The sequence below is a fragment of the Agrobacterium sp. SUL3 genome, assembly GCF_001263295.1.
Classification (GTDB): Bacteria; Pseudomonadota; Alphaproteobacteria; order Rhizobiales; family Rhizobiaceae; genus Agrobacterium; species Agrobacterium tomkonis.
Window position 1 is genome coordinate 186,755 of the sequence record NZ_KQ414506.1, and the last position, 24,959, is coordinate 211,713.

The following is a 24,959-nucleotide window of genomic DNA, read 5'->3' on the forward strand; positions in this document are numbered from 1 at the left end:
GCTTTATCTACAAAGGTCGATATTCTGTCAGGTCAGTTATGGTTCACTAAAATACCTAGGGTGGCAATAACACCAACTCTGAGTATGTTTCGTTAATAAAATGTGGGTTCCATGCGCCTTTTACTTGTATCGGCGCGAATTTATGTGCCGCGAACCCGCCGGCATTGCGCTCACCATCAAGCGCCGCCATCGTCAGGGCAAGCCTGCCCCGGAACAGAAGATGGCGAGCGATTGCAGAAATATGCCTTTGCGCGATCTCTCGGTCCTCGCAATAAATCAAGCGGGCGGAGGGCAGCTTTTTGGTTGTGGTTTTCAAGAACACCAGCGGATAGTGATGGCCGTCCGCCTGCATTATGGCCACGATACAGCCGAGCCGCAGGTGATCTTCCAGCATCTCACGCATTGCGGCCGGCAGGGTATCGGGCGACACGGCTGCAAGCGGGCTCAGCCGCGCGCCGGAAGGACGCAGAGCCTTGAGCGGCAGGGGATAAAAAAGCGTGTGATCCGTCACCGTCTGAAAACCCAGCCTCTCGTTCAGCTTGCAGGCTTCGGGAGACGGGGTGAGGTCGGTAAACAGTTCTTCCTCAGACGAGGAGGCCATTTGCAGCATACGCGGTGCAAACCACCGGCACGAAGGCTCGACATACCAGCTGGACAGGTTGACGACGATGCTGCCGGTTTCGGGCAGACGGCTTTTGATCGTCAACAGAACGCCCGCCGCGTCCTCACCCTTCATCAACAATTGCCCGATCGAACCGAGTTTCCGGCGCGCATGGTGGTCGCTGATAAGCGCCAGTCCGCGGGACCAGAAAGCCGCGCTTTTTTCGGGGAAACCTTTCGCCAAAAGGGCAACGGCGGCGGCGCGGTTTCCGTTGTCGATCGGTACGATTTTCAGAGGTCGCTCTCCGCTGTCTGGCGTTAACTGGCCGGGGAAAGAGATTTTTCAACCTCGCCGCGTAGTATTGCCTTACGACGATAGATTTACTGTCCCGTTAATCGTCTGGGCTGCAGGGCGGCGGCGGCGATCACGTTTGCATGCAAGGCAGGCGCGCCGAACGCGCCCGCCTCCTGTGATTTGCCGATCAATAGACCACGACGCCGCGGATGCTTTCGCCTTTGTGCATCAGGTCGAAACCCTTGTTGATGTCTTCGAGCGGCATCACGTGGGTGATCATCGGATCGATCTGGATCTTGCCTTCCATGTACCAGTCGACGATCTTCGGCACGTCGGTGCGGCCGCGTGCGCCGCCAAAGGCGGTGCCCATCCAGTTGCGGCCGGTGACGAGCTGGAACGGGCGCGTCGAGATTTCCTGGCCGGCACCGGCAACGCCGATGATGACAGACTTGCCCCAGCCGCGATGCGAGGATTCCAGCGCCTGACGCATGACCTTGGTATTGCCGGTGCAATCGAACGTATAATCCGCGCCGCCGATCAGGTCGCCGTTGCGCTTCGTCATGTTGACGAGATAGGGCACGATGTCGTCGCCGACTTCCTTGGGGTTGACGAAGTGGGTCATGCCGAACTTCTCGCCCCACGCCTTGCGATCATTGTTGATGTCCACACCGATGATCATATCCGCACCGGCAAGGCGCAGGCCCTGCAGCACGTTGAGGCCGATGCCACCGAGACCGAAGACGATGGCGGTCGCGCCGATCTCGACCTTGGCGGTGTTGATGACAGCACCGATGCCGGTGGTGACGCCGCAGCCGATGTAGCAGACCTTGTCGAAGGGCGCGTCGGGATTGATCTTGGCGAGCGCGATTTCCGGCAGGACGGTGTAGTTCGAGAAGGTCGAGCAGCCCATGTAGTGATGGATCTTGTCCTTGCCGATCGAGAAACGCGAGGTACCGTCAGGCATGACGCCCTGACCCTGGGTGGCGCGGATCGAGGTGCAGAGATTGGTCTTGCGCGAGGTGCAGGAATAACACTCGCGGCATTCCGGCGTGTAGAGCGGAATGACGTGATCGCCCTTCTTGACCGAGGTGACGCCGGGGCCGACATCAACGACGATACCGGCACCCTCATGGCCGAGGATTGCCGGAAACAGACCTTCCGGGTCAGCACCGGAGAGTGTGAAATCGTCGGTGTGGCAGATGCCGGTCGCCTTGACCTCAACAAGCACTTCGCCGGCGCGGGGACCTTCCAGCTGGACGGTCATGACCTCAAGCGGTTTTCCTGCCTGAATGGCAACTGCGGCGCGAACGTCCATTTTCGATCTCCTGGCGTTGTCTCATGATTGGATAGGGCTGTTTTGCCCGAGCTTGTCGGCAGGGACAAGGGGCAAAAGCGACCTTCACGTCTCAGTTACGACCAAAAAAGTGAAGCACGTCTCGTGCTGGACGAGAAGAGCGAGCCTCGGCAAAATTGTATCCGCAATGGAATATCGACCCAGCGTATTCAATTGAATATTTCGACTATAATAAATTATGAATATCTGATTTAAATACATGATTTTACATACTATTTTTGATATTTGGGTGATCTTTAATTTACGAATCTGGTGTTTAATTCGCCATGTAGAATGACGAATGAAATTGGGCGGCCATCAATCGGTGGTTCCGGAAAATACCTTTATCTCGCGAGTGCAATTGGCCTTCGCCACTTGTGTCGCGCCGCCATGATCGCGGTGAGCATCAGCGGTTTTGCTGAATTTATATCCTGTGGCCGGGGGAATTTCGCCCGACTGCAGTCTTTGTGTGTCTGGCTGGGGGGAGCCGGAACGATCCGTGGCGGTTGGACGAAAAGCGATCATTGCAGATGTTTCATATTGAAAAAATCTTGAGCGCGTCGGCGCGTCATTTCCGCCTGCTTCTGAGGGATCGGCGGGCAAATTTTGCGATCATGACGGCATTGCTGATGCCGGTTTTTCTTTTCACATTCGGACTGCTGTTCGAAGGCGGCCGGGCGCTGGCCTATTACAGCCAGTCGAAACGGGTGATCGCGCAGGCCTGTGAGCGCTCGACGAAACCGACCCGGACGAATGTGCCTATCGATGAGGTGCGCCGCAAAAACGTGCTGGATACGTTCGACGCGCTCATCACTTCCACCAAACAGGATGTGGTGAGCCGCGACGTGACGATCGACTGGCTGACCACCGATATTGAAGCGAAATTTACCTATAAGACGGTGTTGGGTGGCCTGTTCAATGTCGAAAAGATGGACTACGCGCTGACTTACCGTTGCGACGGTATTCCTCCCTATCCCTATGACGGCGAGGTGATCGTCAACAACACATTCGACCGGCTGAACGGTAAAGACCGGATTCTCAAAAACGGTAAAAGCCCCGACGCCCCGAATGGTTGCTGGGGCGTCGTCAGCTATGAGGAAATTGGATGGGACGGCGGCACAGGCCCCGGCATCGAGCTTCAGGACTGGAGCAATGCGGCGTGCCGCAAGAAATTCGGCTGGCAGGGTTATGAGGAGCCGAAGAAGGATGCCGGACCTGCTTGCGCGAGTGTTTCGCAGCCGGAGGTCGCTCCGACTGACGCACAAGATCCGAAAAACAACAAACCGAAAGAAACCGATGAGGACGCGTCGCAATCCGCGGCAACGAATCCATGTCCACCCAAGCCGGACGATCCGCAAAAACCCTCTTTGCTGAAAGCCGAAAATGGCGGAATACCGCCGACCAAATATGTGGTGGAACTGGATAGCCATTGGGATAAGCAGAAGAAAAGCGACGCCAACAGTTCCATCTTCAAGATTGTCGAACTGCATCCCGGAAAATATGAGGTTTCGGTCTGGTATAATGGCCGCAACGACGCCTATGGCGGCACCAACGACATCGACATCTTCCTGCAGCTCCAGCGTCCGCAATTAGGCCCCGAAAAGAAGATCATCGAAATGGCGCAGAAGGACAAAGTCTTCTGGGAGCGCCGCAGTTATTCGATCACGGTTGATATCTATTCCGTCTACAAGCTGACGATTGCCGCAGGCGGGAAAAGCGACAGTCTTGGCGGCATCATCACGGCTTTTGAGGTGAAGTATGTCGACTCACCGAAATAAAGGCCTCTTTCGCCGTTGCCGTGCTCGGTTCCGCTCTTATGCACTCGACATCCGGGCGGCCACCGCCGTCGAGTTTGGCCTGCTCATGCCGCTCTATTTCCTGCTGGTCTTCGGCATTTTCGAAGTCGGTCTGGCGCTGCTGCTCACTCTCAATCTGGCAACCGCGGCCAATGCCGGCGCGGAAATGCTGCGCAAGGCGGCGGCAAGCCATACGGCGGTTACCGAAATCGAATTCAGGCGTGTCATCGCCTCGAATTTCCTGCTCGGCACGACGGAAATCGACATGAAGATAACGCTCGTCCCGATCCCGGATGCGGATTTCACCGCCGTGCCGCTGACATTTCCCATCGAGAACAAGTTTCAGGCGCCGGATAAAAAAGCCGGGCAATATCTTCTGGCGCTCGGTTACAATTGGCTATTCATTCTGCCCACGACGCGCCTGCTGATCCCCGGTGGTAGCGACACGCAGCCGCAATTACAGAATGTCTCTCTGGCGATCACCGCCGTTCGGGTGACGGAATGATGGTGTTTCGGCTGAAATCCGTCCTCGCCGCCATGGTGCGGTCGCGCTCCGGCGTCGCCGCGGTGGAATTCTCCCTGCTATTGCCAATGCTGATCATCTTTCTGGCGGTGATGATCGAGACTGGTCGTGGCTGGCTCAGCTACGACCGTTTCGTCACGGTCGTCGACAATACAGCCCGCTGGTCCGCCCGTTTCCCGGAATTCGAGGAGCGGGTGAGGACGGGGGTAAAAACCTTTGTCATTCAGGCCGGGCAACCTCTTGACTCGAAGAAGCTCGATCTGACCTTGCGGAGCGCCAAATTGGTGGGCGGCGTCGCAACCGTCGAATTCGCGCCCTACGACTTCTTCGGGTCCGCAGAAGCCGTGACCTGGGACAAGATGCTGAAGGCGGGAAATTTCAAGGAAGAGGAAGCCGTCATCGTGATTTCGGGGCGTTATAAATATAGCCCGCTATTCTCGTTCCTGCACCCGACGACCATCGAGTTCGAATATGTCGCCACGGTCAATCCGTATTTCTCGCGGCACTATAAATATCAGAAGGGCAAGTCGGACTGGTCCTTCTGGAATGTTCGCTGAGGATAACGGTCACCGTACGTGCCCTGAACGGGCTTTCCCGTTCACTGCTCCCCTGCGCCGGAAACCTTGATGGGTTCGCCCATCCCCAGCCACTGCGCGCAATCCTTCAGCGCCCGAGCTGCAACCAGCTGACGTTTCATGATCGTCTTGTCCTTGCCGCGAAAACGTTTCACGCCCTCCGGCTTGACGATGGAACCCGGCTCCAGTTCAGGGAACAGGCCGAAATTGATGTTCATCGGCTGGAAGGAGCGTTTGCCCGGCTCATCATCTGAGGAGAGGTGGCCGCCGGTGATGTGGTTGAGAAGCGAACCGAGGGCCGTGGTGGCCGGCGGCAGGCTCAGGGCCTCGCCCTTCCGTTCGGCGGCGGCGAAGCGGCCCGCGAGAAGGCCGACCGAGGCGCTTTCCACATATCCCTCGCAGCCGGTGATCTGGCCGGCGAAACGCAGGTCCGGACGGGATTTCAGTTTTAGCGACGGATCGAGCAGGGTCGGGGAATCGATATAGGTGTTGCGGTGCAGGCCGCCGAGACGCGCGAATTCCGCATTTTCGAGGCCCGGAATCATGCGGAACACATCCGCCTGCACGCCATATTTCAGCTTGGTCTGGAAACCCACCATGTTGTAGAGCGTGCCGAGCGCATTGTCCTGGCGCAGCTGGACCACGGCATAGGCCTTCACGGTGGGGTTATGGGCATTGGTCAGCCCCATCGGTTTCATCGGGCCATGGCGCAGCGTCTGGCGGCCGCGTTCGGCCATGATTTCGATCGGCAGGCAGCCGTCGAAATAGGGTGTGCCTTCCCATTCCTTGAACCCGACCGTGTCGCCGGCAATCAGCGCGTCGATGAAGGCGTTATATTGCTCTTCGTCCATCGGGCAGTTGATGTAGTCCTTGCCCGTGCCGCCGGGGCCGACCTTGTCGTAACGCGACTGGTACCAGCAGATATCCATGTTGATGCTGTCGCGGTGCACGATGGGGGCTATGGCGTCGAAAAAGGCCAGCGCATCCTCACCCGTTTCTGTCTGCACTGCCGCCGCCAGATCCGGCGAGGTGAGCGGCCCGGTGGCAATGATTGTGCTGCCCCATTCCTTCGGTGGCAGGCCGGAAACCTCTTCGCGGACGATCGTCACCAGTGGGTGACTTTCCAGCATTTCGGTAACGGCAAGCGAAAACCCGTCGCGGTCGACGGCAAGCGCGCCGCCGGCCGGCACCTGATGTTTGTCGGCACAGGCCATGATCAGCGAGCCGGCAAGCCGCATTTCGGCATGGATGACGCCGACCGCATTGGCCGTCGCATCATCGGAGCGGAAGGAGTTGGAACAGACCAGTTCCGCCAGCGTATCACCCTTATGCGCATCCGTGCCGCGCACGCCGCGCATTTCGTGCAGGATGACGGGCACGCCGCTCTCAGCAATCTGCCACGCGGCTTCCGAACCGGCCAGTCCGCCGCCCACGACATGAATGGGAGAATGGGTCTTGTCTTGCATGCTGGCGTCCATGGGCCGCCGCGGGGCAAAGGCTCCCGTCCGACGGCTGTCTCTCGAGTGATTGTTCCGCACGGGTCCTGAAGGACACGGCATTGTTTGCGGGATGCACTAGCATGCATGGCCGGGGCAGCCAAATGTTTTTGAGGGATGGAGGGTATGAGGGGGGCGAGCTGCTAACTTCGCGACAAGGCTGGGAAGCAGGCAAGCATTTTTGGGAGCGAGTGCGTACCCTTGTTTCTTCTCCCTGCCGGGGAGAAGTCCGCGGCAGCGGGATGAGGAGGCGAGGGTGCGGCCTATCGCTGGCGTTGCCCCCTCATCCGACCCTTCGGGCCACCTTCTCCCCGACGGGGAGAAGAAATATGCGGCGATGCCGGGCGCCTATCCAAAGGCTAATTTCTCGAGCCAGACCCGAGAATCAAAAACGGCGCCAAAGGCGCCGTTTTCTTAAAACCTGTCGCTCGATCGTCGCGCCCTGGAGGTCGGGCAGCGGGACGATCGTTTACGCCTTAGCGGAACGAACGGGCTGCTACGTTACGGATGTCGTAACGGGTCAGACCGATGTCGCTCAGAGCCTGGTTGGAGAGGCTGCCGAGTTCGTTGATCGTGCGGCGGTAGGAGATCCAGTTCTTTGCAATGCGGATAGGGTTCATGGTCGTTTCCTCAATCTATCTCTGTTGATTTCGTCTGCCGGCTCAGTGTTTCTCTGTGCTCTCGGCTGTTGAGGTTTATATATAGACATTAAGCCATGTTGTGCAGTGCAGAATTTAGGCTACTGCCATGCATTTGTGCAGTATGTCGGCTAAATTTGCGGCTCTGAATATCATGTGGGCAAAATATGAGCGGAAATGCCTGTGTTTCAGGCGGTTTTGACCGATATGGCGGCCTTTGGCGGCGCTGAAGGGGCTTTTCAGGTGAAAAAGGAGCGGTGCGGCGGCTCTTGCATTATTCGCGCCGCGCAAATGGCAGGCATCTTGGATGCATTTTTCATCTGCCGACCGCGCGAGTGGCTACGGCAGAACCACTTTCGACCTGGAGAACCGCCCAAAACGAAAAAAGGCCGGAGGCGGGAGCCTCTGGCCTTTTTGGGTAGGTCGTCTCGCATCCGCCGCATCAAGCGGCGGGGCGTATAATTAGAAGCCGACGGCGGTCTTGGCGACGCGGCGGATGTCCTGACGGCCAATGCCGAGGTCACTCAGTTCGCGGTCGGTCATGCGGCCGAGTTCGGTTACGGTCTGACGATACTTGCGCCAGTTGGTGAGCGAGCGTGCAATGTTCATTTTCATCTTCCTCTTCGTGCTGTTCAGTCTCTGCGGCCAGTCTTGGGAGGCTTTGGTCCGGGGCTGAACTCGATCTCTGTATGACCACGAATATAATCGGTTTAATCAAAACAAAAACAGACAAAGCAAGATGTCACCTATGCGCGTAATGCAATGCAAGCCGGTAAATCAGGCTGATTGCGGCGATTCATGCATAATTTGTGACCAATTTGTGTGCTTTTGGTGATCGCCCGGGGGTTCGGCAGTGCGAAGGCGTGTGAGATGAACGGATAAGGGGCGGGGCAGGGTGCGGAAGCCCTGAATCGCCGGTTTGGAGAAGGGGCCGGCAATCCGGCAACTTGGGCTGCGGGGCAGGCTATATATAATGTCAATGTAGCCGCATAAATATTGCCTGTTTTACGCGCCTGCCTGCATGCGATGTGCCGGGCGAGGTAGGTCGGGAAGGCGATGGGAGGCGGATGTGGTGCGGCTTGCCGTTTTTTCTCCCAAAACGCCTCTGTCCGGCTGTTGCGCGCTGTCCCCGGCGCGGGCGGCGAATAAGCGGGGAGGGCGGCCGTCTCTTGCCACCGGCGCGGGGGATGAGAAAAGTCCGGAGGAAACGAAAGGCGTGGGAACGGCGTGCTTGACCCTTTCTGAACATTGTGACATACCGCCGCCCAACGTGCGGGTATGGCGGAATTGGTAGACGCATTGGTTTTAGGTACCAACGCTTCGGCGTGGGAGTTCGAGTCTCTCTACCCGCACCACAAGCAAAGCATGGCTGTGCCACGCTTGCGCCAGAGTGCATCTTTATAAGATGCGGGGAGCTTCGGGGTTCATCATCCCCTTTGCACCTTTGTCTCCGGCGCGGGCGCAATGTTGCCCGGCAGGCGCTTGTGTAAAGAAATAAGGGAAGCCACGGCCGGGGAACGATGTTTCCGGCGCAGTGCTCGAAAGTAAACCAACGGCTGTCTGAGCACCGCCGCCATGATGTGAAGGTTAGGAAAATGCAGGTTATCGAAACGCTCGCTGAAGGGCTGAAGCGCGAACTCAAGGTCGTTATTCCGGCCGCCGACATGAAGGCCCGTCTGGACGAGCGCCTGGTTGACGCCAAGGACAAGGTTCGCATCAACGGCTTCCGTCCCGGCAAAGTGCCGATGGGCCACCTGAAGAAGATGTACGGCAAGTCCATCATGGCCGACCTCGTCAACGAGCTGGTGCGTGAAAAGCCGACCGAAATCCTCTCCAGCCGCGGCGAGAAGTCTGCTACCCAGCCGGCCATCTCCATGACCGAAGACGAGCAGGAAGCCGAAAAGATCCTGTCGGCTGAATCCGATTTCGAATTCACCGTTGCTTACGAAATCATCCCGGCCATCGAACTGAAGGCCAATGACGGCATCAAGGTTACCCGCGAAGTTGTTGAAGTCTCTGAAGACGAAATCAACGAGCAGATCCTGAAGATCGCCGAAAGCGCCCGCACCTTTGAAGCCAAGAAGGGCAAGGCCGCCGATGGCGACCGCGTCACCATGAACTACCTTGGCAAGGTTGACGGCGTTGCCTTCGACGGCGGCGCTGCTGAAGATGCTGAACTGGTTCTCGGTTCGGGCCGCTTCATCCCCGGCTTCGAAGACCAGCTGGTCGGCGTCAAGGCTGGCGACGAAAAGACCATCACCGTGACCTTCCCGGCTGACTACCCGGCTGCAAACCTTGCCGGCAAGGAAGCCAACTTCGACATCACCGTCAAGGAAGTTGCCGCTGCTGCCGCCGTTGAAATCAACGACGAACTGGCTGAAAAGCTCGGTCTCGAATCGGCTGAAAAGCTGAAGGAAATCGTCAAGGGCCAGATCGAAAGCCAGTACGGCAACATCACCCGCCAGAAGGTCAAGCGTCAGATCCTCGACCAGCTGGACGAAATGTACAAGTTCGACACCCCGGCTGGCCTCGTTGACGCCGAGTTCGACAACATCTGGCGCCAGATCAACACCGATCTCGCCCAGTCCGGCAAGACCTTCGCTGACGAAGACACGACCGAAGAAGAAGCCCGCGAAGAATATCGCAAGCTGGCTGAACGCCGTGTCCGTCTCGGCCTCGTTCTCTCCGAAATCGGCGAAAAGGCCGGCGTTGAAGTGACCGAAGAAGAAATGCAGCGCGCGCTGTTCCAGCAGCTGCAGCAGTTCCCCGGCCAGCAGAAGGAAATCCTCGATTTCTTCCGCAACACTCCCGGCGCTTCCGCTTCGCTGCGCGCTCCGATCTTCGAAGAAAAGGTCATCGACAAGCTGCTCTCCGAAATCTCGGTAACGGACAAGACCGTTTCCAAGGAAGAGCTGCTGGCTGACGACGCCGAAGAAGCAACGGAAACCAAGAAGAAGGCCCCTGCCAAGAAAAAGGCTGCTGCCAAGGCTGACGACGCCGCTGAAGGCGAAGAAGCCGCTCCGAAGAAGAAGGCTCCGGCCAAGAAGAAGGCCGCTGAAGGCGACGCCGAATAATCTTCTTCAGTGGAAGCTGATTGAAAAAGGCCGTGGCGAAAGCTGCGGCCTTTTTGTTTTGGGTGCGCGCTTTTTCGGGATCAATATTTGCGGGTGATGAAGATTTGAAGCGCCGACATCATTACGTCATTCCGGATTATTATGGTCGAAACGCGTGGCCACCGGATCAGGTGGCGCAGGCCACATTTGAGGAATGTCGAACGGCAGCGTCATGGGTGTCAGAAACTATTTGATCGAGGGTGTTTCCGGCGTCGGTAAAACCTCGGTGGCAACGGAACTCCAGCGGCGTGGCTATCATGTCATCCACGGCGATCGTGAGCTTGCCTACAAAGGCGATCCTGAAACCGGCGAACCGGTCGATCTCGCCCTGTTTCAAGGCGGTGGAGATATTGCCTTCCGGCACCGACGCCATATTTGGGATGTCGAGAAAGTTCAGGAGCTTGCGACAGATCGAACGCACGCAATCACTTTCTTCTGCGGTGGCTCGAGGAACTTTCAGCATTTTATCGACGTGTTCGATGAGGTCTTTGTTCTCGATGTTGATGGTGCGACTTTGCAAAAGAGGTTGGCAGCCAGGCCCGCGGACGAATTCGGTGGAAACCCGGCTGAACGGGAGTTTGTCTTGCAACTCCATGCCACGAAAGAAGACCTCCCCGTTCATGCAACCGTCGTCAGTTCATCCAGACCTCTAGACGTGGTGGTGGATGATATTCTTGCCCGCTGTACAGGCCCAGCCGCAAAAGGGAGCATGAGAGCTTCCTCATCGTCGTTCTGATCACAATGCAGTGCAGCATGATTTTTTGTTGCATCTGCTCTTGTTCATCTCCCGTTCATCTGGCACCCTGCGCAGCATGATTTGCCCCGGTCGCGGAACGCGGCCGTTCGGGCATTGCGCGCCGCTTTGATGTGGCCTTATCGCCGCCAAACCATTGGCCTTAAGCTTTTACCGTGCCTGCCGGGTTCTCCCGGTGCGCCCTTAATTTGCCAGGGGACAAGATATGTCGCCACGAACGGGTTTCGCCCTTCTGTTGTCTTTGTTCACCGCCACCGGCACTGCCGCCCGTGCCGACGAAGCCGGGCTGATCTGGAAGCCGGTCAAGAATTCCGACCGGTCCTATACGGCGCGCATTGGCGCGAAGCTGCCGGTCGATACGCCGATCCGTGCGGGTTTGGAAATGGGCATGAATGCCTCCAGGACGGGGCAGGTGGTGGATACGCCGGTGCGGGTATGGGGCAATGTCACCTTGCTTGCCGAACAGTTGCCCGGCGTCTCGCTTGCCCGCGATGTCGGCGTCATCTTCAATGCACTGACCGGCTCGAGCAGCGTTTCCGTGACCTCGCAGCAGAAGCGCATCGTCACCCCGGAGCTGGATATCGAGGCGAACCGCAATTTCACCGTGCGTTATGACGGCACGGCGCAGCAATGGAACGGCCTCGACGTGTCGCAGTCATTGCGCCTTTCCCGCTCCGAGACCGGCACCGCTTTCGTGCTGACGGGGGCGAGCCGCAACAGTTTCAACGAATTCAGCAGCGGCGTGGCGGTGGAGCAGAAGATTGGCGACAATCTGACAGTGCGGGGAACGCTGGATCAGGGCTATGCGGATCACTTCCGGCCCGGCGTGAGTGCGCGGTATAGTATTCGCTGGTGAGTGGGCGGGCTGCCTGCGGTGCGCGTGCGCAGGTGAAATGCAAGATGGAGATAAAGGCCTCTCCTCCGTCATGCCGGACTTGATCCGGCATCCAGCAAGGGCGCGTCTGCGCCATGAGAGTCGTTTCAGCCCAAGGACTTGGGCTGGCTGGATACCGGCTCAGGCCGGTATGACGGGCGAGGATGCCAGGACCTTGGCATAAGCACTGGCTGAACAGATTGGTGCGTTGTTCTCTGGAACGCGCAGCTCAATCCTTCTTGATCTCACCCATGCGGTTCCACGCATCCAGCCCGGCAATCTTGTAGGCCTCAGCCAGCGTGGGGTAATTGAACGTATTCTCCACGAAATATTCCACCGTGCCTTTGAGGTTCAGCACCGCCTGGCCGATATGCACCAGTTCGGTTGCGCCTTCGCCGACGATGTGGACGCCCAGCAGGCGGCGGGTCTTTAGCGAGAAGATCATCTTCAAGAGGCCGCTGTCGAGACCCATGATGTGGCCGCGCGAGGTTTCGCGGAAATGGGCGATGCCGCATTCATAGGGAATGCCGCGTTCGATGACTTCTTCTTCCGTCAGGCCGCAGGTGGAGATTTCCGGTACGGCATAGATGCCGTACGGGAAGAATTGCGGCGGTTCGCCAGCCGGTGCGCCCACGGCGTGGCGGGCGGCGATGCGGCCCTGTTCCATGGACGTGGAGGCAAGGCTGGGGAAACCGATGATGTCGCCGGCGGCATAGATGTTCGGCACCGAGGTCTGGAAGGTTTCGGGATCGACCTTCAGGCGGCCACGGCTGTCGGCTTCCAGCCCGCAGGCCGAAAGATTGAGCGTATCGGTGGCGCCGACACGGCCGGCGGCAAACAGCACCGTCTCCGTTTTGAGCACGCGGCCATTGCCGAGCGAAACGAGGCATTTGCCGTTCTCGTCGCGCTCCACCTTTTCCGCCTTCTGGCCGAAGATCAACTTCATATTGCGATCACGCAGCTGATAGGTGAAGTCCTCGACGATTTCCTTGTCGATGAATTCCAGCATGGTCTCGCGCGGTTCCACCACCGTCACCTGCGTGTCGAGCGCGCTGAAGATCGTCGCATATTCGATGCCGATGACACCCGCGCCGACGACGACCATTGAGCGCGGCAGTTCCTTGATTTCGAGAATCTCATCCGAATCGAGTACCGCCTGGCCGTCGAAGGGGATGTGCGGCGGCCGGTAGGGGCGGGTGCCGATGGTCAGCAGGATGGAGGTGCCGGTGACGTTCATGATCTCGCCGTCGTTCTTCACCACTTTCATGGTGTTGGCGTCAACGAAGCTTGCCGTGCCGCGAATGTGCTGCACGCGGTTGCGGGCAAACTGGTGTTCGAGCACCTCGACTTCGTGATCCAGCGTGATGAGCAGGCGTCGGCGCAGATCGTCGGCGTCGATCTCCTGCTTGACGCGGTAGGAGCGACCGTAAAAGCCGCGCTCACGCCAGCCGGTGAGGTTGAGCGCGGTTTCACGCAGGGTCTTGGAAGGAATGGTGCCGGTGTGCACCGAAACGCCGCCGACGCGGCTGCCCTTCTCGATGACCAGAACCTTCTTTTCGAGCTTGGCGGCCTGAATGGCGGCCCGTCTTCCCGCCGGACCGCTGCCGACAACAATCAGATCGAACTGGTGCATGAAAAAAACCCCGGAATAGAATGCATTGCGATAACCGGATGTCGCATCCGGCGCGGCGTCGTCGCGAAATGGTCGTGATGCCATTTTGACGATGGGGAGTGATTCCCGCGTCAGCCTTGCCCGCAAGAGTGCAATGCAACAAACGCCTGCGTCAATCTGTAGCGCAAGAATCTGACGGATTCGTAACTGGGGGGGAATTTTAGGTGGACGCAAGGTGCGTGTGGCTTACCCCCCTCTGCCCTGCCGGGCATCTCCCCCTCAAGGGGGGAGATCGACCCGCGGGCAGGTTTTCCTCCATCTCAACATTTGCGAATGAAGTGGAGGTAGCGCCTCCTGCCGATCTCCCTCCTTGTGGGGGAGATGCCCGGCAGGGCAGAGGGGGGTAAAGCCACACGCGCCCGCGTCCACTATGCTCCAAACCCCCAACACCTTCATCCCGCACGGCGCTGCCGGACGGGGATAGCGGGAGCACTTCAGGCGATGGCCCGGCTGCGCTATTGTCGGGGTTGGTGTGGGTCGGATGCGTTGCGCAGCCGGGTCTTTCACCATGCCGTATCTCGCAAAGGGCTGTGCACCGCACTTTGCGAAATGGTTCTGTCGTCACGAACGCGCCACCGTCCCCATCAGAACCGTCCCTCGGTTTCAGCCACGTCTGGCATCCACCCGGCAGGACTGGATGCAAGATAACTGCACGCGGTAGGACGGGGAAAAGCGGGGATGAATTTTGCCGGTGTCAGCCGTCCTTACGGGTGACGTGGTGGTGGAGTGCGGCGAGATCCTGTCTCAGCGCCGCCAGTTCGGCCAGCACCTTAACGTCGATCTTTTCATGCAGTGACAGCACTTCCAGCTCGGCCTTCAGGTTCACCTCATAATCCTTGGCGGCCTCGAAACGGTCGCGGGCGGCCTGGCGGTTCTGCGACATCATGATGATGGGCGCCTGAATGGCGGCCAGCATGGAAAGCAGCAGGTTGAGGAAGATGAACGGGTACGGGTCGAAGGCGCGGGTGGTCAGGATGATGGTGTTGATGATCGCCCAGAAGATCAGGAAAAAACAGAAGGAGAGGATGAAACCCCAGGAGCCGCCGATCTTGGCGATATTGTCGGCCAGCCTGTCGCCAAGGCTTGCTCCAGCGGAAAATTCGGCATTGGTGTCGCGCGAGATCAGTTTTTTCTGGTGCGACAGTTCCAGAATGCGGCGCTCCACCTCACCGATTTCGCGGGAGGAACGCTTGAAATGCGACGTGATGTAGTCGGAGATATCTGACACGGTGTGTCTCCGGTTTTGATGAGGTGCCTGCGCTCTGTGCGAGATAAACCCGCATGGCGGTGGAATTCAAACGATTTCCGCTGCCATGCGGTTCAGGCGTCCCCGCCGAAAAGTATCAGACGGCCGGCGCGCCCTCGTGCAGCCAGTTGAAGCCGGGGAAGAAGCGCTCGCGGCCATATTGGGCGCCGAACATCATGTCGAACTGCAGCAGGCGGTAATCGCGCACCACGTCGGGAACGGCGTTCGGGGCGATAGACCAGTCGGGCAGGGCCTTGCCATCGGTCGCCACCAGCATATGCCGGTCGATGACGGAGAAGGCCTGCTGCACCTCGCCGAGCGTGCCGGTATAAAAGGGATCGGAGAAGCCGGCAGTCTTCAGCACGTGATAGGGCAAAAGCGCCGGGCTGATGCTGCCGATATTCTTGCGCACGCCCTTCTTGGAGGACCAGACGACGAGCGGCGTCTCATGCTCCTTCTTCATTACCTCCAGCGGCGCGCGGCGGCTGGCCACCATGCCCGGCATATAACCGCTTTCCACGAAGGTCTGGCCAAGCGGCGGCAGGTGGTCGCCAAAGAGGACGATGATGGTTTCACGGTCGCGTTTCTTGGCCCAGCGCATCATTTTCAAAAGCGCTTCATCGGCTTCCGCCACCCCTTGCGAATAGGTGGCCAGCGCCTGCGAGGCCGAGGCGGAGAGGTCGCCTTCGACGCCGATGGTGTTTTCGGCGTAACGGTTCGCCTCGTAAGGCCCATGTCCCTGAAGGGTGACGGCAAAGAGGAAGAGCGGGTTCTGCGCCTTGTCGGCCGTCGCCATGATCTCGTCCATCAGCGCATCGTCGGAGGCAAAGTTGCCGCGTTTTTCCATGGCCGGCAAAGTCGCTTCGGAGCGGAATTCCTCGAAGCCGAAATTCGTATAGACCTGCTTGCGGTTCCAGAACCATTCCTGGAATGGGTGCATGGCGATGGCGGAATAACCTTCACCGCGGAAGAAGCTGGCGAGCGAGGGCACCGGGCGGCGGATATATTGCTGATAGGGAATGCTGCCATAGGGCAGGAAGGCGTTGGAAAAGCCGGTCAGCGCCTCGAATTCCACATTCGCCGTCATGCCGCCGAACTCGGGCGAGAACACGTTGCCGGACTGTTTGGCGCGGATGGTCGGCATCGGATCGGCGGAGAGCTTCACCTTTTCAAGCCGCGTCGGATCCCACAGCGATTCGCTCATCAGCATGATCACATCAGGATAATCGCCCTTGTTGGCGGCGAAAGCGGCGGGCTCCGAGGTCAGGTCGGCGATGCTGTTTTCGCCATAACCCTGCGGCGCCGAGACATTGGCCATCGGAATATTGAAGGCGAAAGCCATCAGGAAGCCGTTGTGACGGTAGTTTTCCTGCTGATCCCACATCATGGGAATGATGTTGAGGCGATCGCGGACCCAGGAATAATGCGAATAGTCCATCAGCGAGGCAAGGCCGGCAAGAAGCGGCAGCGCCAGTGCGAGCCCCGCGGCGCGTTCACGCCAGCTCAATGATGGCGAATGGCGGCGCGCCAGCAGCCAGAGCGCCACGACAGCCGCAATGGCGGCGCAGATGCCGAGGCCAACCAGCACTGCCGTCAGCGGTTGCGCCTTCAGCATTGTGGGTAAGAGCTCGAAAATCTGGCGGCCGAACAGCAGGTCGGATGGGTAAAGCGGATCGGAGAGATAGGTCTGTTTCTGCGCGGAAATCAGCCCCGTCAGCGCGCAGAGCGGGGCAACTGCGATGAGGGACAGATAACGCCGGCCAAGGATCGCATCCAGCGCGACGAGAAGGGTGAGCACGGCGGCAATGGTGGTCATGCCCGGCCGGGCGGAGGAGGTGAGGAAAGCACCGACATCATGGAGCGAACCGCGGGCAATCCATTCCAGCGCCACGACGAGCACGATGGATGCGACCGTCAGATTGGCCAGCGTATAGACCGCGCCCGAAAGCTTGGAAAGGCTCCTTGTCCATGCAGGCGAAAAGACGAAACCAGCCTTTTCGGAAGCCGTTGTTTTTGGCGCCGAATCTCTCAAACTCATACTCCGGTATTGCAGGCGGACGCCCAATCCGGGGAGGTGAATCGGGCGTCGCAAAAGTGTCATGTAACTGTCACATAAGCGCGATGAACGCGACATGAACTTTGCGGAGGATGGCTGGAGCGGTGATAACCTTAGCGTGAACGCAGCGGTGGCGCATCGTCCAGGCGATGGCATGCAATTGCCGCGTTGCGGAGCGGCCACGGGCGCGGTATTGAAATGGCATGAGCGACAGACACGATATCCAGAACCATCTCCGGATTGCCGTCGGGCAGTTCAATCCCACCGTTGGCGACGTGGCGGGCAATCTCGCCAGGGCGCGTGAGGCAAGGGCCGATGCGGCAACGCAGGGCGCCGATCTCCTGCTTCTGACCGAGCTGTTCATATCCGGCTACCCGCCTGAAGATCTGGTGCTGAAGCCGGCGTTCCTGAAGGCCTGCCTGAAGGCCGTGGAAGAGCTGGCAGCGGACACCGCCGATGGCGGGCCGGGTGTCGTTATCGGTTTTCCGCGCCAGGGCGAGACGGGCCGGCACAATTCGGTGGCGTTGCTGGATGGCGGCAAGATCATTGCGCTGCGCGACAAGATCGACCTGCCGAATTATGGCGAGTTCGACGAAAAACGCGTTTTCGCCGAAGGGTCGATTTCCGGTCCCTATAATTTCCGTGGGGTCAGGATCGGTATTCCGATCTGCGAGGAAATCTGGAACGAGATGGGCGTGTGCGAAACGCTGGCCGAAAGCGGGGCGGAAATCCTGCTGGTGCCAAACGGTTCGCCCTATTATCGCGGCAAGCTGGACGTGCGCCACCAGGTGGCGCTGCGGCAGGTGATTGAAAGCGGCCTGCCTCTCGTCTTCGCCAACCAGCTGGGTGGGCAGGATGAGCTGGTGTTCGATGGCGCAAGCTTTGGCTTTAATGCCGACAAGACGCTTGCCTTCCAGATGAGCCAGTTCGAGGCAACGCTTGCCGTCACCGACTGGAAACGCACGGCAGACGGCTGGCATTGCGACAGCGGACCATTCTCGAAGATTCCCGAAGGCGAGGAGGCGGATTACCGCGCCTGCATGCTGGGCTTCCGCGATTACGTCAACAAAAACGGTTTCAAGAGCGTGGTTCTCGGCCTTTCCGGCGGCATCGATTCGGCGATCTGTGCCGCCCTTGCCGTGGATGCGCTGGGCGAGGAGCGGGTGCGCTGCATCATGCTGCCTTACCGCTATACTTCGGAAGAATCGCTGAAGGATGCGGCCGATTGCGCGAAAGCGCTGGGCTGCCGTTACGATATCGTGCCGATCGTCGAGCCGGTGGAGGGTTTCCTCTCGGCACTGTCAGATCTCTTCGAAGGCACGGAAGAGGGCATTACCGAGGAAAACCTGCAGAGCCGCACGCGCGGCACCATTCTCATGGCCGTCTCGAACAAGTTCGGCTCGATGGTGGTGACGACAGGCAACAAGTCGGAAATGTCGGTGGGTTATGCCACGCTCTACGGCGACATGAATGGCGGTTTCAACCCCATCAAGGACCTCTACAAGATGCAGGTCTATGCCATTTCCAGCTGGCGCAACGGTAATGTGCCGCCGGGCGCGCTCGGTCCTTCCGGCGAGGTGATCCCGGCCAATATCATCTCCAAGGCTCCGTCGGCCGAATTGCGCCCCAACCAGACCGACCAGGATTCGCTGCCGCCCTATCCGGTGCTGGACGATATTCTTGAGTGCCTCGTCGAGAAGGAAATGTCGGTTGAGGAAATTCTGGCGCGTGGCCATGATGTGGCCACCGTGCACCGGGTGGAGCATCTGCTCTACCTTGCTGAATACAAGCGCCGGCAATCGGCGCCGGGCGTGAAGATCACCAAGAAGAATTTCGGCCGTGACCGGCGTTATCCGATTACCAACCGGTTTCGTGACAGGTGATTGGTGGGTGGAGGGTGCTGCTCATTTCTTCTCCCCGCCGGGGAGAAGATGCCCCGAAGGGGCAGATGAGGGGGCTAGCTCTCCGCATATCTCTACCGTCGCCCCCTCATCCGGCGCGGCGCGCCACCTTCTCCCCGGCGGGGAGAAGAAATGAGCGGCACATGCTCGGTCCACAATGAGGATAAACAGACGGCGCGGACACGCCGCGCCGCCTATTCATCTCAAATAACCTGCCCCACATCGATGCGGTTGCCGTCAGGGTCTTCAAAAACAAAGGCGCGCAGGCCATAATCCTTGTCCTGCAGGCCCTTGATGATGCGCAACCCGTGGCTCTTGCAGAGCGCGTGCAGCGCATCGACATCGCTTACCATCATATGCGCCACGTTGAAGGGCGCTGCCTTATGGGTGGGCTGCAATGTCAGGTGCAGTTCGGCATTGCCCTGTTTGAGGATCATGAAACCAACGGGGTTGCCGTTTTCGAAGGTTTTTGTGAAGCCCAGCACACCGACATAAAAATCATGGGCCTTTTCGATATTTTTGACAGGAAGCATTGCGGCGATCCGCCCGAAGCGGATGCCGTGATCGGCGATGGTATTCATCGCGGAACCTCGGATCTGGGAGAAACGGGGAGGGTTACGGGCGGTGCCGGAACGCTGGCGTTTTTTCCGATTTGAATTTGCAGGACGGTGCCTGCGGTCATAGGATCATAATCACCATGGCGGCGAAAGCAAACGGAATGTCTGCACCAGCCAAGGGTCCGATCCAGACTATCGACAGCCCGGGAGGCAGCATGCGCAGTTCCATCGAAATCTTCAACATCCGCACCCGGCAGATGCGGGTGGTGTGGCAGACGCCGGAATTGTTCGAAGCGCCGAACTGGTCGCCGGATGGCAAATATCTGCTGTTGAACAGCGAGGGGTTGCTCTATCGCCTGTCCCCATTCGGTGACGCTTCACCGGAGAAGGTCGATACCGGCTTTGCGACGCAATGCAACAACGACCACGGCATTTCGCCTGACGGTTCGCTCTATGCCATTTCCGACAAGGTGGAATTCGGCAAGAGCGCCATTTATCTTTTGCCATCGACAGGCGGCACGCCGAAGCTGATGACGAAGAACCTTCCCTCCTACTGGCACGGCTGGGCGCCGGACGGGAAGAGTTTCGCCTATTGCGGCATTCGCGATCAGGTCTTCGACATTATTCCATGGATATTGGGAGCGGCGTCGAAACACGCCTTACCCATGGCGAGGGCCGCAATGACGGGCCGGATTATTCGCCGGATGGGGGATGGATCTATTTCAATTCCAGCCGCACGGGGCTGATGCAGATCTGGCGGGTGCGGGTGGACGGTTCCGCCGTCGAGCGCATTACCGACAGTTCCTATGGTGACTGGTTTCCACATCCGTCTCCCAAAGGTGACAAGGTGGTGTTTGTCTCCTATGGCGGCGATGTCTTCGACCATCCGCGTGATCTTGATGTGCGGGTGCGGCTGATGGATATGGATGGCGGCAATGTTGAAACGCTGTTTGAGCTTTTCGGCGGGCAGGGGACGATGAACTCGCCCAACTGGTCGCCTGACGGGGATGAATTCGCTTATGTGCGCTATTTCCCTGTGGAATGATGCGATTTGGTTTTCGTTGAGGTCACATTGCCGCACCGCCCTTACGATACTTGCATTCGCAAGTCCTCTTGATCATAAGTTTTCTCGTCAGGTGCCCGCCCTTGCGGCGGGAGAATCGGGAATTCGGTGAAAAACCGGAACGTGCCCAGCGCTGTGAGGCGGATGTCCTTTTCACAAGCCACTGAAGTTATTCGGGAAGGCGAAAGGGGCGGATGAAGTCGAGTCAGAAGACCGGCCTGGCAGGATAGACCGAACCGCGCGGACGGCGGCAGGTTGCTGAAGAGGTGCGTTGTGCGCGCGAAACCGGTATGGTTTCGGCACCGGCGCGCCCGCATTGTTGGGGTTAAACGATGCCGACCGATCCGTCCGCTGGCGATCCATTGCAAGCCAGCCCATTCGACCATGCGCTTTCGCCCGCCCGCCCGTTTTCCTGTGCGGAACGCGAGGCGATCTACCGCGCCATCGAGACGCGCCGCGATGTGCGCGACCAGTTCCTGCCCGATCCGCTGCCGGACGAGCTTGTCGAGCGTCTGTTGAAAGCGGCGCATTCGGCTCCCTCGGTCGGTTTCATGCAGCCGTGGAATTTCACGCTCGTCACTGATGCTGCCATCCGTCAGGCGGCCTTTGTGGCCTTCAGCCGCGCCAATGAAGAGGCAGCGGCGATGTTTACGGGCGAGCAGCAGGCGCTTTATCGCAGTCTCAAGCTCGAAGGCATCCGCAAGGCGCCGCTCAGCATCTGCGTCACCTGCGATCCCACACGCGGTGGCAAGGTGGTGCTGGGCCGCACCCATAATCCGCGCACGGATGTCTATTCCACCGTCTGCGCCATCCAGAACCTCTGGCTCGCGGCGCGCGCCGAAGGCGTCGGCGTCGGCTGGGTCAGTATTTTCCACGATAGTGACATTCGCACCATCCTCGGTATTCCCGACCATATTGAAATCGTCGCTTGGCTCTGCCTCGGCCGTGTTGATGCGCTCTATAACGAGCCGGAGCTGGCGGTGAAAGGCTGGCGGCAGCGCGTGCCGCTGGAGGAACTGGTGTTTCGTAACCGCTGGGGCGGTTGACCGGGCGGCATCCACCCCTCCCGGACAGCCGGGAAGGGTGGCCACCGTCTCTTCAAACGACGGTGCAGTTAAAAAGATTAAGGATGGGGTGAATGGGGCTGGCGAGGCTGATCGCGCCGCTTGCGCCCCAGAACAATCCGACGACATTATTGCCGGCGGTGTCGATGACAGCGCTGCCGCTATCGCCCGGCTGGCTGAAGACCTCGCCGGCGCGGCGCGGCGATATGCCGATCTGGTTGCGCATATTCGGCTGCTGCACGTCGTAAAAGCCGGAAACGACGCCATTGGTGATATTGCTGGTCACGCCCGATTTCGTGACATTCATGTTGAGCGCCGCAACGGCCGCCCCCACCGGCGAGGGGAGGTTGTAGATTGCGCCGATGGTGGCGAGCCGGCCATTCGCCGGGCTGGCGACGGCCGCATCGACGCCATAGGTCGTTCCCTGATAGACGATGTTGCCTTTCTGGAAAGCGACGATATTGGCGGCAAGATCGCCAAACCAGGTGCGCGCCGGCTGCGACACGTCATCGCCGACCTGGGCATTGTCCCGGCAGATGACATGCTCGTTGCTCATGATCAGCGGCGTTCCGTTGGCGGCCCGGACGACCAGCCCGATGGTGCCGACGGTGTCGGTCCAGGACCAGTAATCCGGACTGCCGCTGATGCCGCCGACCATCGGTTCCACGACTTTTTCGCGCGGGTTGTCGGAGAGGCGTCTGGGGTGATCCTTCCATTCCGTCCCGGGCGCGGGCAGTTCTCGCACCGCCTCGCTCGGGCGGTCGAAGGATCCTTCCCGCACCTGCAGCGGCGCGCCGCCCAGCGTCGTCATCAGACCCGCCTTCAGCGATGGGTCCGGCGCGCGGTGGTAAAGGATCAGGCCAAGCTCCTGTGTCAGTTCGCCGGCGTCGTCCTCAAGCAACCCGACGCCGATCGCCGTGACGCCGGGTATGCCTGTCAGCTGATGGTAATGCCGCTCCTTGAGCGCGGTGAGTTCCTCGAAAGTCATTCGCTTGCCTCATGGAAAAAAAAGGGGTGAAGGATGGATGCCTGGTTTTTTAGAGTTTTTTCGTTTTTCTTCGAATCACGAAAACACTCCAACTCCTTGTTTTGACGCATTTCCGGACGGAAAACCGGGTTCCACTTTTCCTGGAAATGCTCTTAAGGGGCGGCGCTCCCGTTGGGGTGAAGGGCTGCGCCGCCCGTGCCCCGCGAGCCCTCAGTTCAGCGGAATAATCTTGCCGCTGGAGGGAGCGCCGCCGCCGGCTGGCGGAGGACCGCCAGCCGCCGCCTGATCGGCCAGCATGCGGTATTGGGAGGTGCCTTTTTCAGTGCTGATGGTGCCGGAAACCGTGTAGAGATAGACGTCACCGGAGACGGCGTAGTCGTTGTTCTGATTGTTCACATAGAACTCGATCTCGACCGTCGACATATTGGTTGCGCGTTCCAGGAAGGCCTCCATCAGCATGGTGATCTGCTGATCCGTCAGGCCCTTGGAGCGCATTTCCTGTTTGGTTTTTTCATAAGAGGCGGAAGCGCCACCGCCGCCGAAGAACCATGTCCAGACCGAAAGATTGGCGCTGGCCGTGGTCTTTTCGTATTCGTTGATCTCCTCGCGGTAGGAAGCATCCAGCATTCCGAGCGCAAGCGTGTTGAGGTCCTTCACATCCTGGCTGGAAAGCGCCGAGATTTGCAGCTGGGCCTTGATTTTTCCCGTGGTATGCGCCGGCACGGTATAGGAAATGCCGGTCAGCTGCCCCATGCCGGAGACCGAGATGGAATAGGATTCCTTCGCTTCGCCTGTCGGCAAAGTTGCGATGACCGGGACGAAGGGATCGAGCAGTTTGACGCCGGTTGCGGTGATCTGAATGGATGTCATGTCTATACTCCTGATGGTTGTGGGCTTCATAGGTCAATGAAACTCTGATCGTCCACTCGGGCTCGAGATGGGCGACATCGTCGTCTGGAGATGCATGAAAGGGCGCGTGCGGCTAACACCGCACGTTATATACATATTTCGTATGTTGTGTTCTTCCACTTTAAGTGGATATTTGTATACTATGCACCTTTATGGAGAAGTCAATCGCGTTTGTGAGTACAACTTATATATGAATATTTGCCGGAGAATGAGGTGAAGAATGTGTTTTCTGCATCCACGAATATGCGTCAAAGCAGGTCGGGAGACACTCAGCCTGTACGGAAGTGACGCAGGCAGGGAAGACCGGTCTCTTCACTGCTGCGGTTGTATACCCTTCAGCGCCGGGTTCTTCAGGTCGATCCGGCCTGTCTGGTCCGGCAGGAACTTCGGGCCGATAACGCGCACTTTTGCGTCGTTCGGATCATAGTCGCGTTCAGGAACCGGTTGCTCCGGCGGTTTTGCGGCCTGTTGCTGTTCGGCCGGTTCCTTCGGCTTGTCACCTTGCGGTGATGGAATGGTGGTGATGCCGGAATAGGGCTTTTCGGCCTGCGGTCGGGCGGCCTCTTCCTGCTTTTGCATGTCCTGGTGATAGGCGGCCATGTTGCAGGCGCAGCCGGGCGCTTTCGCAGACGCGTTGCGATAGGCGAAGGCGGTGGGCAGGTCCTTGTAGGGTTTGCCGGTTTCGGCCGAGACCATGTCGGAGGTCTCCTGATCCGTCATGGAGTGGAAATAAAGCTCGGTCTCAGTACCCGGGCACATTTTCTGGCATTGCTCCGCCTGGGCGCGAAAGTCGAGCGGCGAAGCATTGGAGGCGATCGGGAAAAACGAACCGTCGCAGGTGCGCACGCAAAGGGTGCGAAGTCCGCCCTCGGCGGCGGCATTGGGGTATGGCGACAGGCCCGCCTGTCCCGGCTGATTATCTGGCTGGCGGAACGCATCGGGATAACGTGTCACATCGGGCGCTTGCGGCAGTTGCGTGTCCGTTTCCGGCATCGCGCTGCAGCCATTGGCGTCGAGCGCGGCGAGAATGCGCTGGCGCCTGATACCGCCATCATCGCTGCGCTGAGCCGCCATCGCATCGTCACGGTCACGAATGATGGCGTCACGTTCGGCCTCGGCGTCCACCAGCGCATCGCCGATTTCAGCGCAGAGGCCGGCATTGGGGTTACCGTAGACAATGACGCTGCCCGAGGAGCAGCCATAGCTGCGCATATCGTTCCTGATCTTGCGCACGACGATGTTCTGGCGGGCAAGCGCATTGGCGTAACGCCGCACCTCTGACGCATTGCCGATGACGCGTGGCGGTTCGCGCAATTGAGCATAAAGCGTATCGCAGACCTGATCCGCGAAGGCGGCGGCCGGGGCGAGGAAAACAAGGGGAAGCAGGAGGCCGATGATGCGGCTGCGCCGGGTCAATTGTGCGATCCGTTTAATGTCCCCAGCCGGTGGCAGGGGTGTTATACTTCACGAAATCCGTGTTTCAGGAAGATAACATAAGCTGTTGCC

21 protein-coding genes, 1 tRNA gene, 1 pseudogene and 1 riboswitch are annotated in these 24,959 nt (G+C 59.0%); of the genes and pseudogenes, 11 read left to right on the top strand and 12 right to left on the bottom strand.

Annotated elements, in window-relative coordinates; translation table 11 throughout:
• Positions 1-55: 55 nt before the first annotated feature.
• Positions 56-796, bottom strand: coding sequence for a hypothetical protein (locus tag AKG12_RS17455; RefSeq protein ID WP_052819872.1), 741 nt, complete (start codon positions 794-796; stop codon positions 56-58).
• A 286-nt stretch (positions 797-1,082) separates the two neighbouring features.
• Entirely contained in the window at positions 1,083-2,210 is a 1,128-nt protein-coding gene (locus AKG12_RS17460; RefSeq protein ID WP_046798362.1) for an S-(hydroxymethyl)glutathione dehydrogenase/class III alcohol dehydrogenase, read from the bottom strand.
• Positions 2,211-2,857: 647 nt separating this feature from the next.
• Here AKG12_RS17460 and AKG12_RS17465 point away from each other — a divergent pair.
• From AKG12_RS17465 to AKG12_RS17475, 3 genes are read left to right on the top strand one after another with little or no spacing between them, the layout of a single operon-like run.
• Positions 2,858-4,006 carry a pilus assembly protein gene (locus tag AKG12_RS17465; RefSeq protein WP_285277756.1) on the top strand — a complete coding sequence of 383 codons (1,149 nt, stop codon included), beginning with the start codon at positions 2,858-2,860 and terminating at the stop codon, positions 4,004-4,006.
• The gene (locus tag AKG12_RS17470; protein ID WP_052819799.1) at positions 3,987-4,529 is read left to right on the top strand and encodes a TadE/TadG family type IV pilus assembly protein; all 543 of its coding nucleotides are present in this window, start codon (positions 3,987-3,989) and stop codon (positions 4,527-4,529) included. Before AKG12_RS17465 ends, AKG12_RS17470 begins: the two co-directional genes overlap by 20 nt.
• Entirely contained in the window at positions 4,526-5,104 is a 579-nt protein-coding gene (locus AKG12_RS17475) for a TadE/TadG family type IV pilus assembly protein (RefSeq protein ID WP_046798365.1), read from the top strand. The genes AKG12_RS17470 and AKG12_RS17475 overlap by 4 nt, the downstream gene beginning before the upstream one ends.
• A gap of 41 nt (positions 5,105-5,145) precedes the next feature.
• On the opposite strand, the gene trmFO is transcribed toward AKG12_RS17475, so the two are convergent.
• The 3 genes from trmFO to AKG12_RS29470 all read right to left on the bottom strand — a co-directional run bounded on the left by trmFO (position 5,146) and on the right by AKG12_RS29470 (position 7,865).
• A complete protein-coding gene (trmFO, locus tag AKG12_RS17480; protein ID WP_052819800.1) occupies positions 5,146-6,600 on the bottom strand; it encodes a methylenetetrahydrofolate--tRNA-(uracil(54)-C(5))-methyltransferase (FADH(2)-oxidizing) TrmFO in 1,455 nt (484 codons plus the stop codon).
• Between the two features lie 494 nt (positions 6,601-7,094).
• Positions 7,095-7,238 carry a DUF1127 domain-containing protein gene (locus AKG12_RS17485; RefSeq protein WP_003495735.1) on the bottom strand — a complete coding sequence of 48 codons (144 nt, stop codon included), beginning with the start codon at positions 7,236-7,238 and terminating at the stop codon, positions 7,095-7,097.
• 480 nt (positions 7,239-7,718) lie between these two features.
• Positions 7,719-7,865 (bottom strand): DUF1127 domain-containing protein, encoded by a 147-nt coding sequence (locus AKG12_RS29470; protein WP_004433052.1) that lies wholly within the window; start codon positions 7,863-7,865, stop codon positions 7,719-7,721.
• Between the two features lie 663 nt (positions 7,866-8,528).
• On the opposite strand from AKG12_RS29470, the gene AKG12_RS17495 reads away from it, so the two are divergent.
• From AKG12_RS17495 to AKG12_RS17510, 5 genes are all read left to right on the top strand, one after another.
• Positions 8,529-8,611 (top strand) — tRNA-Leu (locus AKG12_RS17495).
• Between the two features lie 240 nt (positions 8,612-8,851).
• Positions 8,852-10,330: a trigger factor gene (tig, locus tag AKG12_RS17500; RefSeq protein WP_046798367.1), complete on the top strand. Its 1,479-nt coding sequence runs from the start codon at positions 8,852-8,854 to the stop codon at positions 10,328-10,330.
• 20 nt (positions 10,331-10,350) lie between these two features.
• Positions 10,351-10,563: a hypothetical protein gene (locus AKG12_RS31050; protein ID WP_285277757.1), complete on the top strand. Its 213-nt coding sequence runs from the start codon at positions 10,351-10,353 to the stop codon at positions 10,561-10,563.
• Positions 10,542-11,105, top strand: coding sequence for an AAA family ATPase (locus AKG12_RS31055; protein WP_082178916.1), 564 nt, complete (start codon positions 10,542-10,544; stop codon positions 11,103-11,105). The genes AKG12_RS31050 and AKG12_RS31055 overlap by 22 nt, the downstream gene beginning before the upstream one ends.
• 223 nt (positions 11,106-11,328) lie before the next feature.
• On the top strand, positions 11,329-11,979 hold the full coding sequence (locus tag AKG12_RS17510) for a hypothetical protein (protein WP_046798369.1): 651 nt from the start codon (positions 11,329-11,331) through the stop codon (positions 11,977-11,979).
• A gap of 247 nt (positions 11,980-12,226) precedes the next feature.
• Here the strand turns inward: AKG12_RS17510 and sthA are convergent, their stop codons facing one another.
• From sthA to AKG12_RS17525, 3 genes are all read right to left on the bottom strand, one after another.
• Positions 12,227-13,630 carry a Si-specific NAD(P)(+) transhydrogenase gene (gene sthA / locus AKG12_RS17515; RefSeq protein WP_046798468.1) on the bottom strand — a complete coding sequence of 468 codons (1,404 nt, stop codon included), beginning with the start codon at positions 13,628-13,630 and terminating at the stop codon, positions 12,227-12,229.
• Positions 13,631-14,363: 733 nt separating this feature from the next.
• On the bottom strand, positions 14,364-14,897 hold the full coding sequence (locus AKG12_RS17520) for a DUF1003 domain-containing protein (protein WP_046798370.1): 534 nt from the start codon (positions 14,895-14,897) through the stop codon (positions 14,364-14,366).
• Positions 14,898-15,012: 115 nt separating this feature from the next.
• Positions 15,013-16,953, bottom strand: coding sequence for an LTA synthase family protein (locus AKG12_RS17525; RefSeq protein ID WP_052819803.1), 1,941 nt, complete (start codon positions 16,951-16,953; stop codon positions 15,013-15,015).
• Between the two features lie 221 nt (positions 16,954-17,174).
• Between AKG12_RS17525 and AKG12_RS17530 the strand changes: the two genes are divergently transcribed.
• Positions 17,175-18,854, top strand: a complete 1,680-nt coding sequence (locus AKG12_RS17530; protein WP_052819804.1) for an NAD+ synthase — start codon at positions 17,175-17,177, stop codon at positions 18,852-18,854.
• Between the two features lie 221 nt (positions 18,855-19,075).
• Here AKG12_RS17530 and AKG12_RS17535 read toward each other — a convergent pair whose 3' ends face one another.
• Positions 19,076-19,453 (bottom strand): glyoxalase superfamily protein, encoded by a 378-nt coding sequence (locus tag AKG12_RS17535; protein ID WP_052819805.1) that lies wholly within the window; start codon positions 19,451-19,453, stop codon positions 19,076-19,078.
• A 191-nt stretch (positions 19,454-19,644) separates the two neighbouring features.
• On the opposite strand from AKG12_RS17535, the pseudogene AKG12_RS17540 reads away from it, so the two are divergent.
• Together AKG12_RS17540 and bluB are read left to right on the top strand one after the other, a co-directional pair.
• Positions 19,645-20,474 (top strand): annotated as a pseudogene (locus AKG12_RS17540) (TolB family protein).
• Between the two features lie 72 nt (positions 20,475-20,546).
• A riboswitch (cobalamin riboswitch) is annotated at positions 20,547-20,728 on the top strand.
• Positions 20,729-20,824: 96 nt separating this feature from the next.
• Positions 20,825-21,538 carry a 5,6-dimethylbenzimidazole synthase gene (bluB, locus tag AKG12_RS17545; RefSeq protein WP_052819806.1) on the top strand — a complete coding sequence of 238 codons (714 nt, stop codon included), beginning with the start codon at positions 20,825-20,827 and terminating at the stop codon, positions 21,536-21,538.
• A gap of 52 nt (positions 21,539-21,590) precedes the next feature.
• Here bluB and AKG12_RS17550 read toward each other — a convergent pair whose 3' ends face one another.
• The 3 genes from AKG12_RS17550 to AKG12_RS17560 form a co-directional block, all read right to left on the bottom strand.
• Positions 21,591-22,544 carry a chymotrypsin family serine protease gene (locus AKG12_RS17550; RefSeq protein WP_052819807.1) on the bottom strand — a complete coding sequence of 318 codons (954 nt, stop codon included), beginning with the start codon at positions 22,542-22,544 and terminating at the stop codon, positions 21,591-21,593.
• Positions 22,545-22,754: 210 nt separating this feature from the next.
• Positions 22,755-23,414, bottom strand: coding sequence for a hypothetical protein (locus AKG12_RS17555; RefSeq protein ID WP_052760219.1), 660 nt, complete (start codon positions 23,412-23,414; stop codon positions 22,755-22,757).
• A 351-nt stretch (positions 23,415-23,765) separates the two neighbouring features.
• Positions 23,766-24,869, bottom strand: coding sequence for a DUF2865 domain-containing protein (locus AKG12_RS17560; protein WP_052819808.1), 1,104 nt, complete (start codon positions 24,867-24,869; stop codon positions 23,766-23,768).
• Positions 24,870-24,959: the final 90 nt, after the last annotated feature.

Bases quoted from the DNA above. Each gene is read 5' to 3' on its own strand.
- AKG12_RS17510 (WP_046798369.1), top strand. From the start codon at position 11,329: ATGTCGCCACGAACGGGTTTCGCCCTTCTGTTGTCTTTGTTCACCGCC.
- AKG12_RS17530 (WP_052819804.1), top strand. From the start codon at position 17,175: ATGAGCGACAGACACGATATCCAGAACCATCTCCGGATTGCCGTCGGG.
- trmFO (WP_052819800.1), bottom strand. From the start codon at position 6,600: ATGGACGCCAGCATGCAAGACAAGACCCATTCTCCCATTCATGTCGTG.
- bluB (WP_052819806.1), top strand. From the start codon at position 20,825: ATGCCGACCGATCCGTCCGCTGGCGATCCATTGCAAGCCAGCCCATTC.
- AKG12_RS31055 (WP_082178916.1), top strand. From the start codon at position 10,542: ATGGGTGTCAGAAACTATTTGATCGAGGGTGTTTCCGGCGTCGGTAAA.
- AKG12_RS29470 (WP_004433052.1), bottom strand. From the start codon at position 7,865: ATGAACATTGCACGCTCGCTCACCAACTGGCGCAAGTATCGTCAGACC.
- sthA (WP_046798468.1), bottom strand. From the start codon at position 13,630: ATGCACCAGTTCGATCTGATTGTTGTCGGCAGCGGTCCGGCGGGAAGA.
- AKG12_RS17475 (WP_046798365.1), top strand. From the start codon at position 4,526: ATGATGGTGTTTCGGCTGAAATCCGTCCTCGCCGCCATGGTGCGGTCG.
- tig (WP_046798367.1), top strand. From the start codon at position 8,852: ATGCAGGTTATCGAAACGCTCGCTGAAGGGCTGAAGCGCGAACTCAAG.
- AKG12_RS17535 (WP_052819805.1), bottom strand. From the start codon at position 19,453: ATGAATACCATCGCCGATCACGGCATCCGCTTCGGGCGGATCGCCGCA.
- AKG12_RS17470 (WP_052819799.1), top strand. From the start codon at position 3,987: ATGTCGACTCACCGAAATAAAGGCCTCTTTCGCCGTTGCCGTGCTCGG.
- AKG12_RS17485 (WP_003495735.1), bottom strand. From the start codon at position 7,238: ATGAACCCTATCCGCATTGCAAAGAACTGGATCTCCTACCGCCGCACG.
- AKG12_RS17460 (WP_046798362.1), bottom strand. From the start codon at position 2,210: ATGGACGTTCGCGCCGCAGTTGCCATTCAGGCAGGAAAACCGCTTGAG.
- AKG12_RS17550 (WP_052819807.1), bottom strand. From the start codon at position 22,544: ATGACTTTCGAGGAACTCACCGCGCTCAAGGAGCGGCATTACCATCAG.
- AKG12_RS17525 (WP_052819803.1), bottom strand. From the start codon at position 16,953: ATGAGTTTGAGAGATTCGGCGCCAAAAACAACGGCTTCCGAAAAGGCT.
- AKG12_RS17465 (WP_285277756.1), top strand. From the start codon at position 2,858: ATGCCGGTTTTTCTTTTCACATTCGGACTGCTGTTCGAAGGCGGCCGG.
- AKG12_RS17555 (WP_052760219.1), bottom strand. From the start codon at position 23,414: ATGACATCCATTCAGATCACCGCAACCGGCGTCAAACTGCTCGATCCC.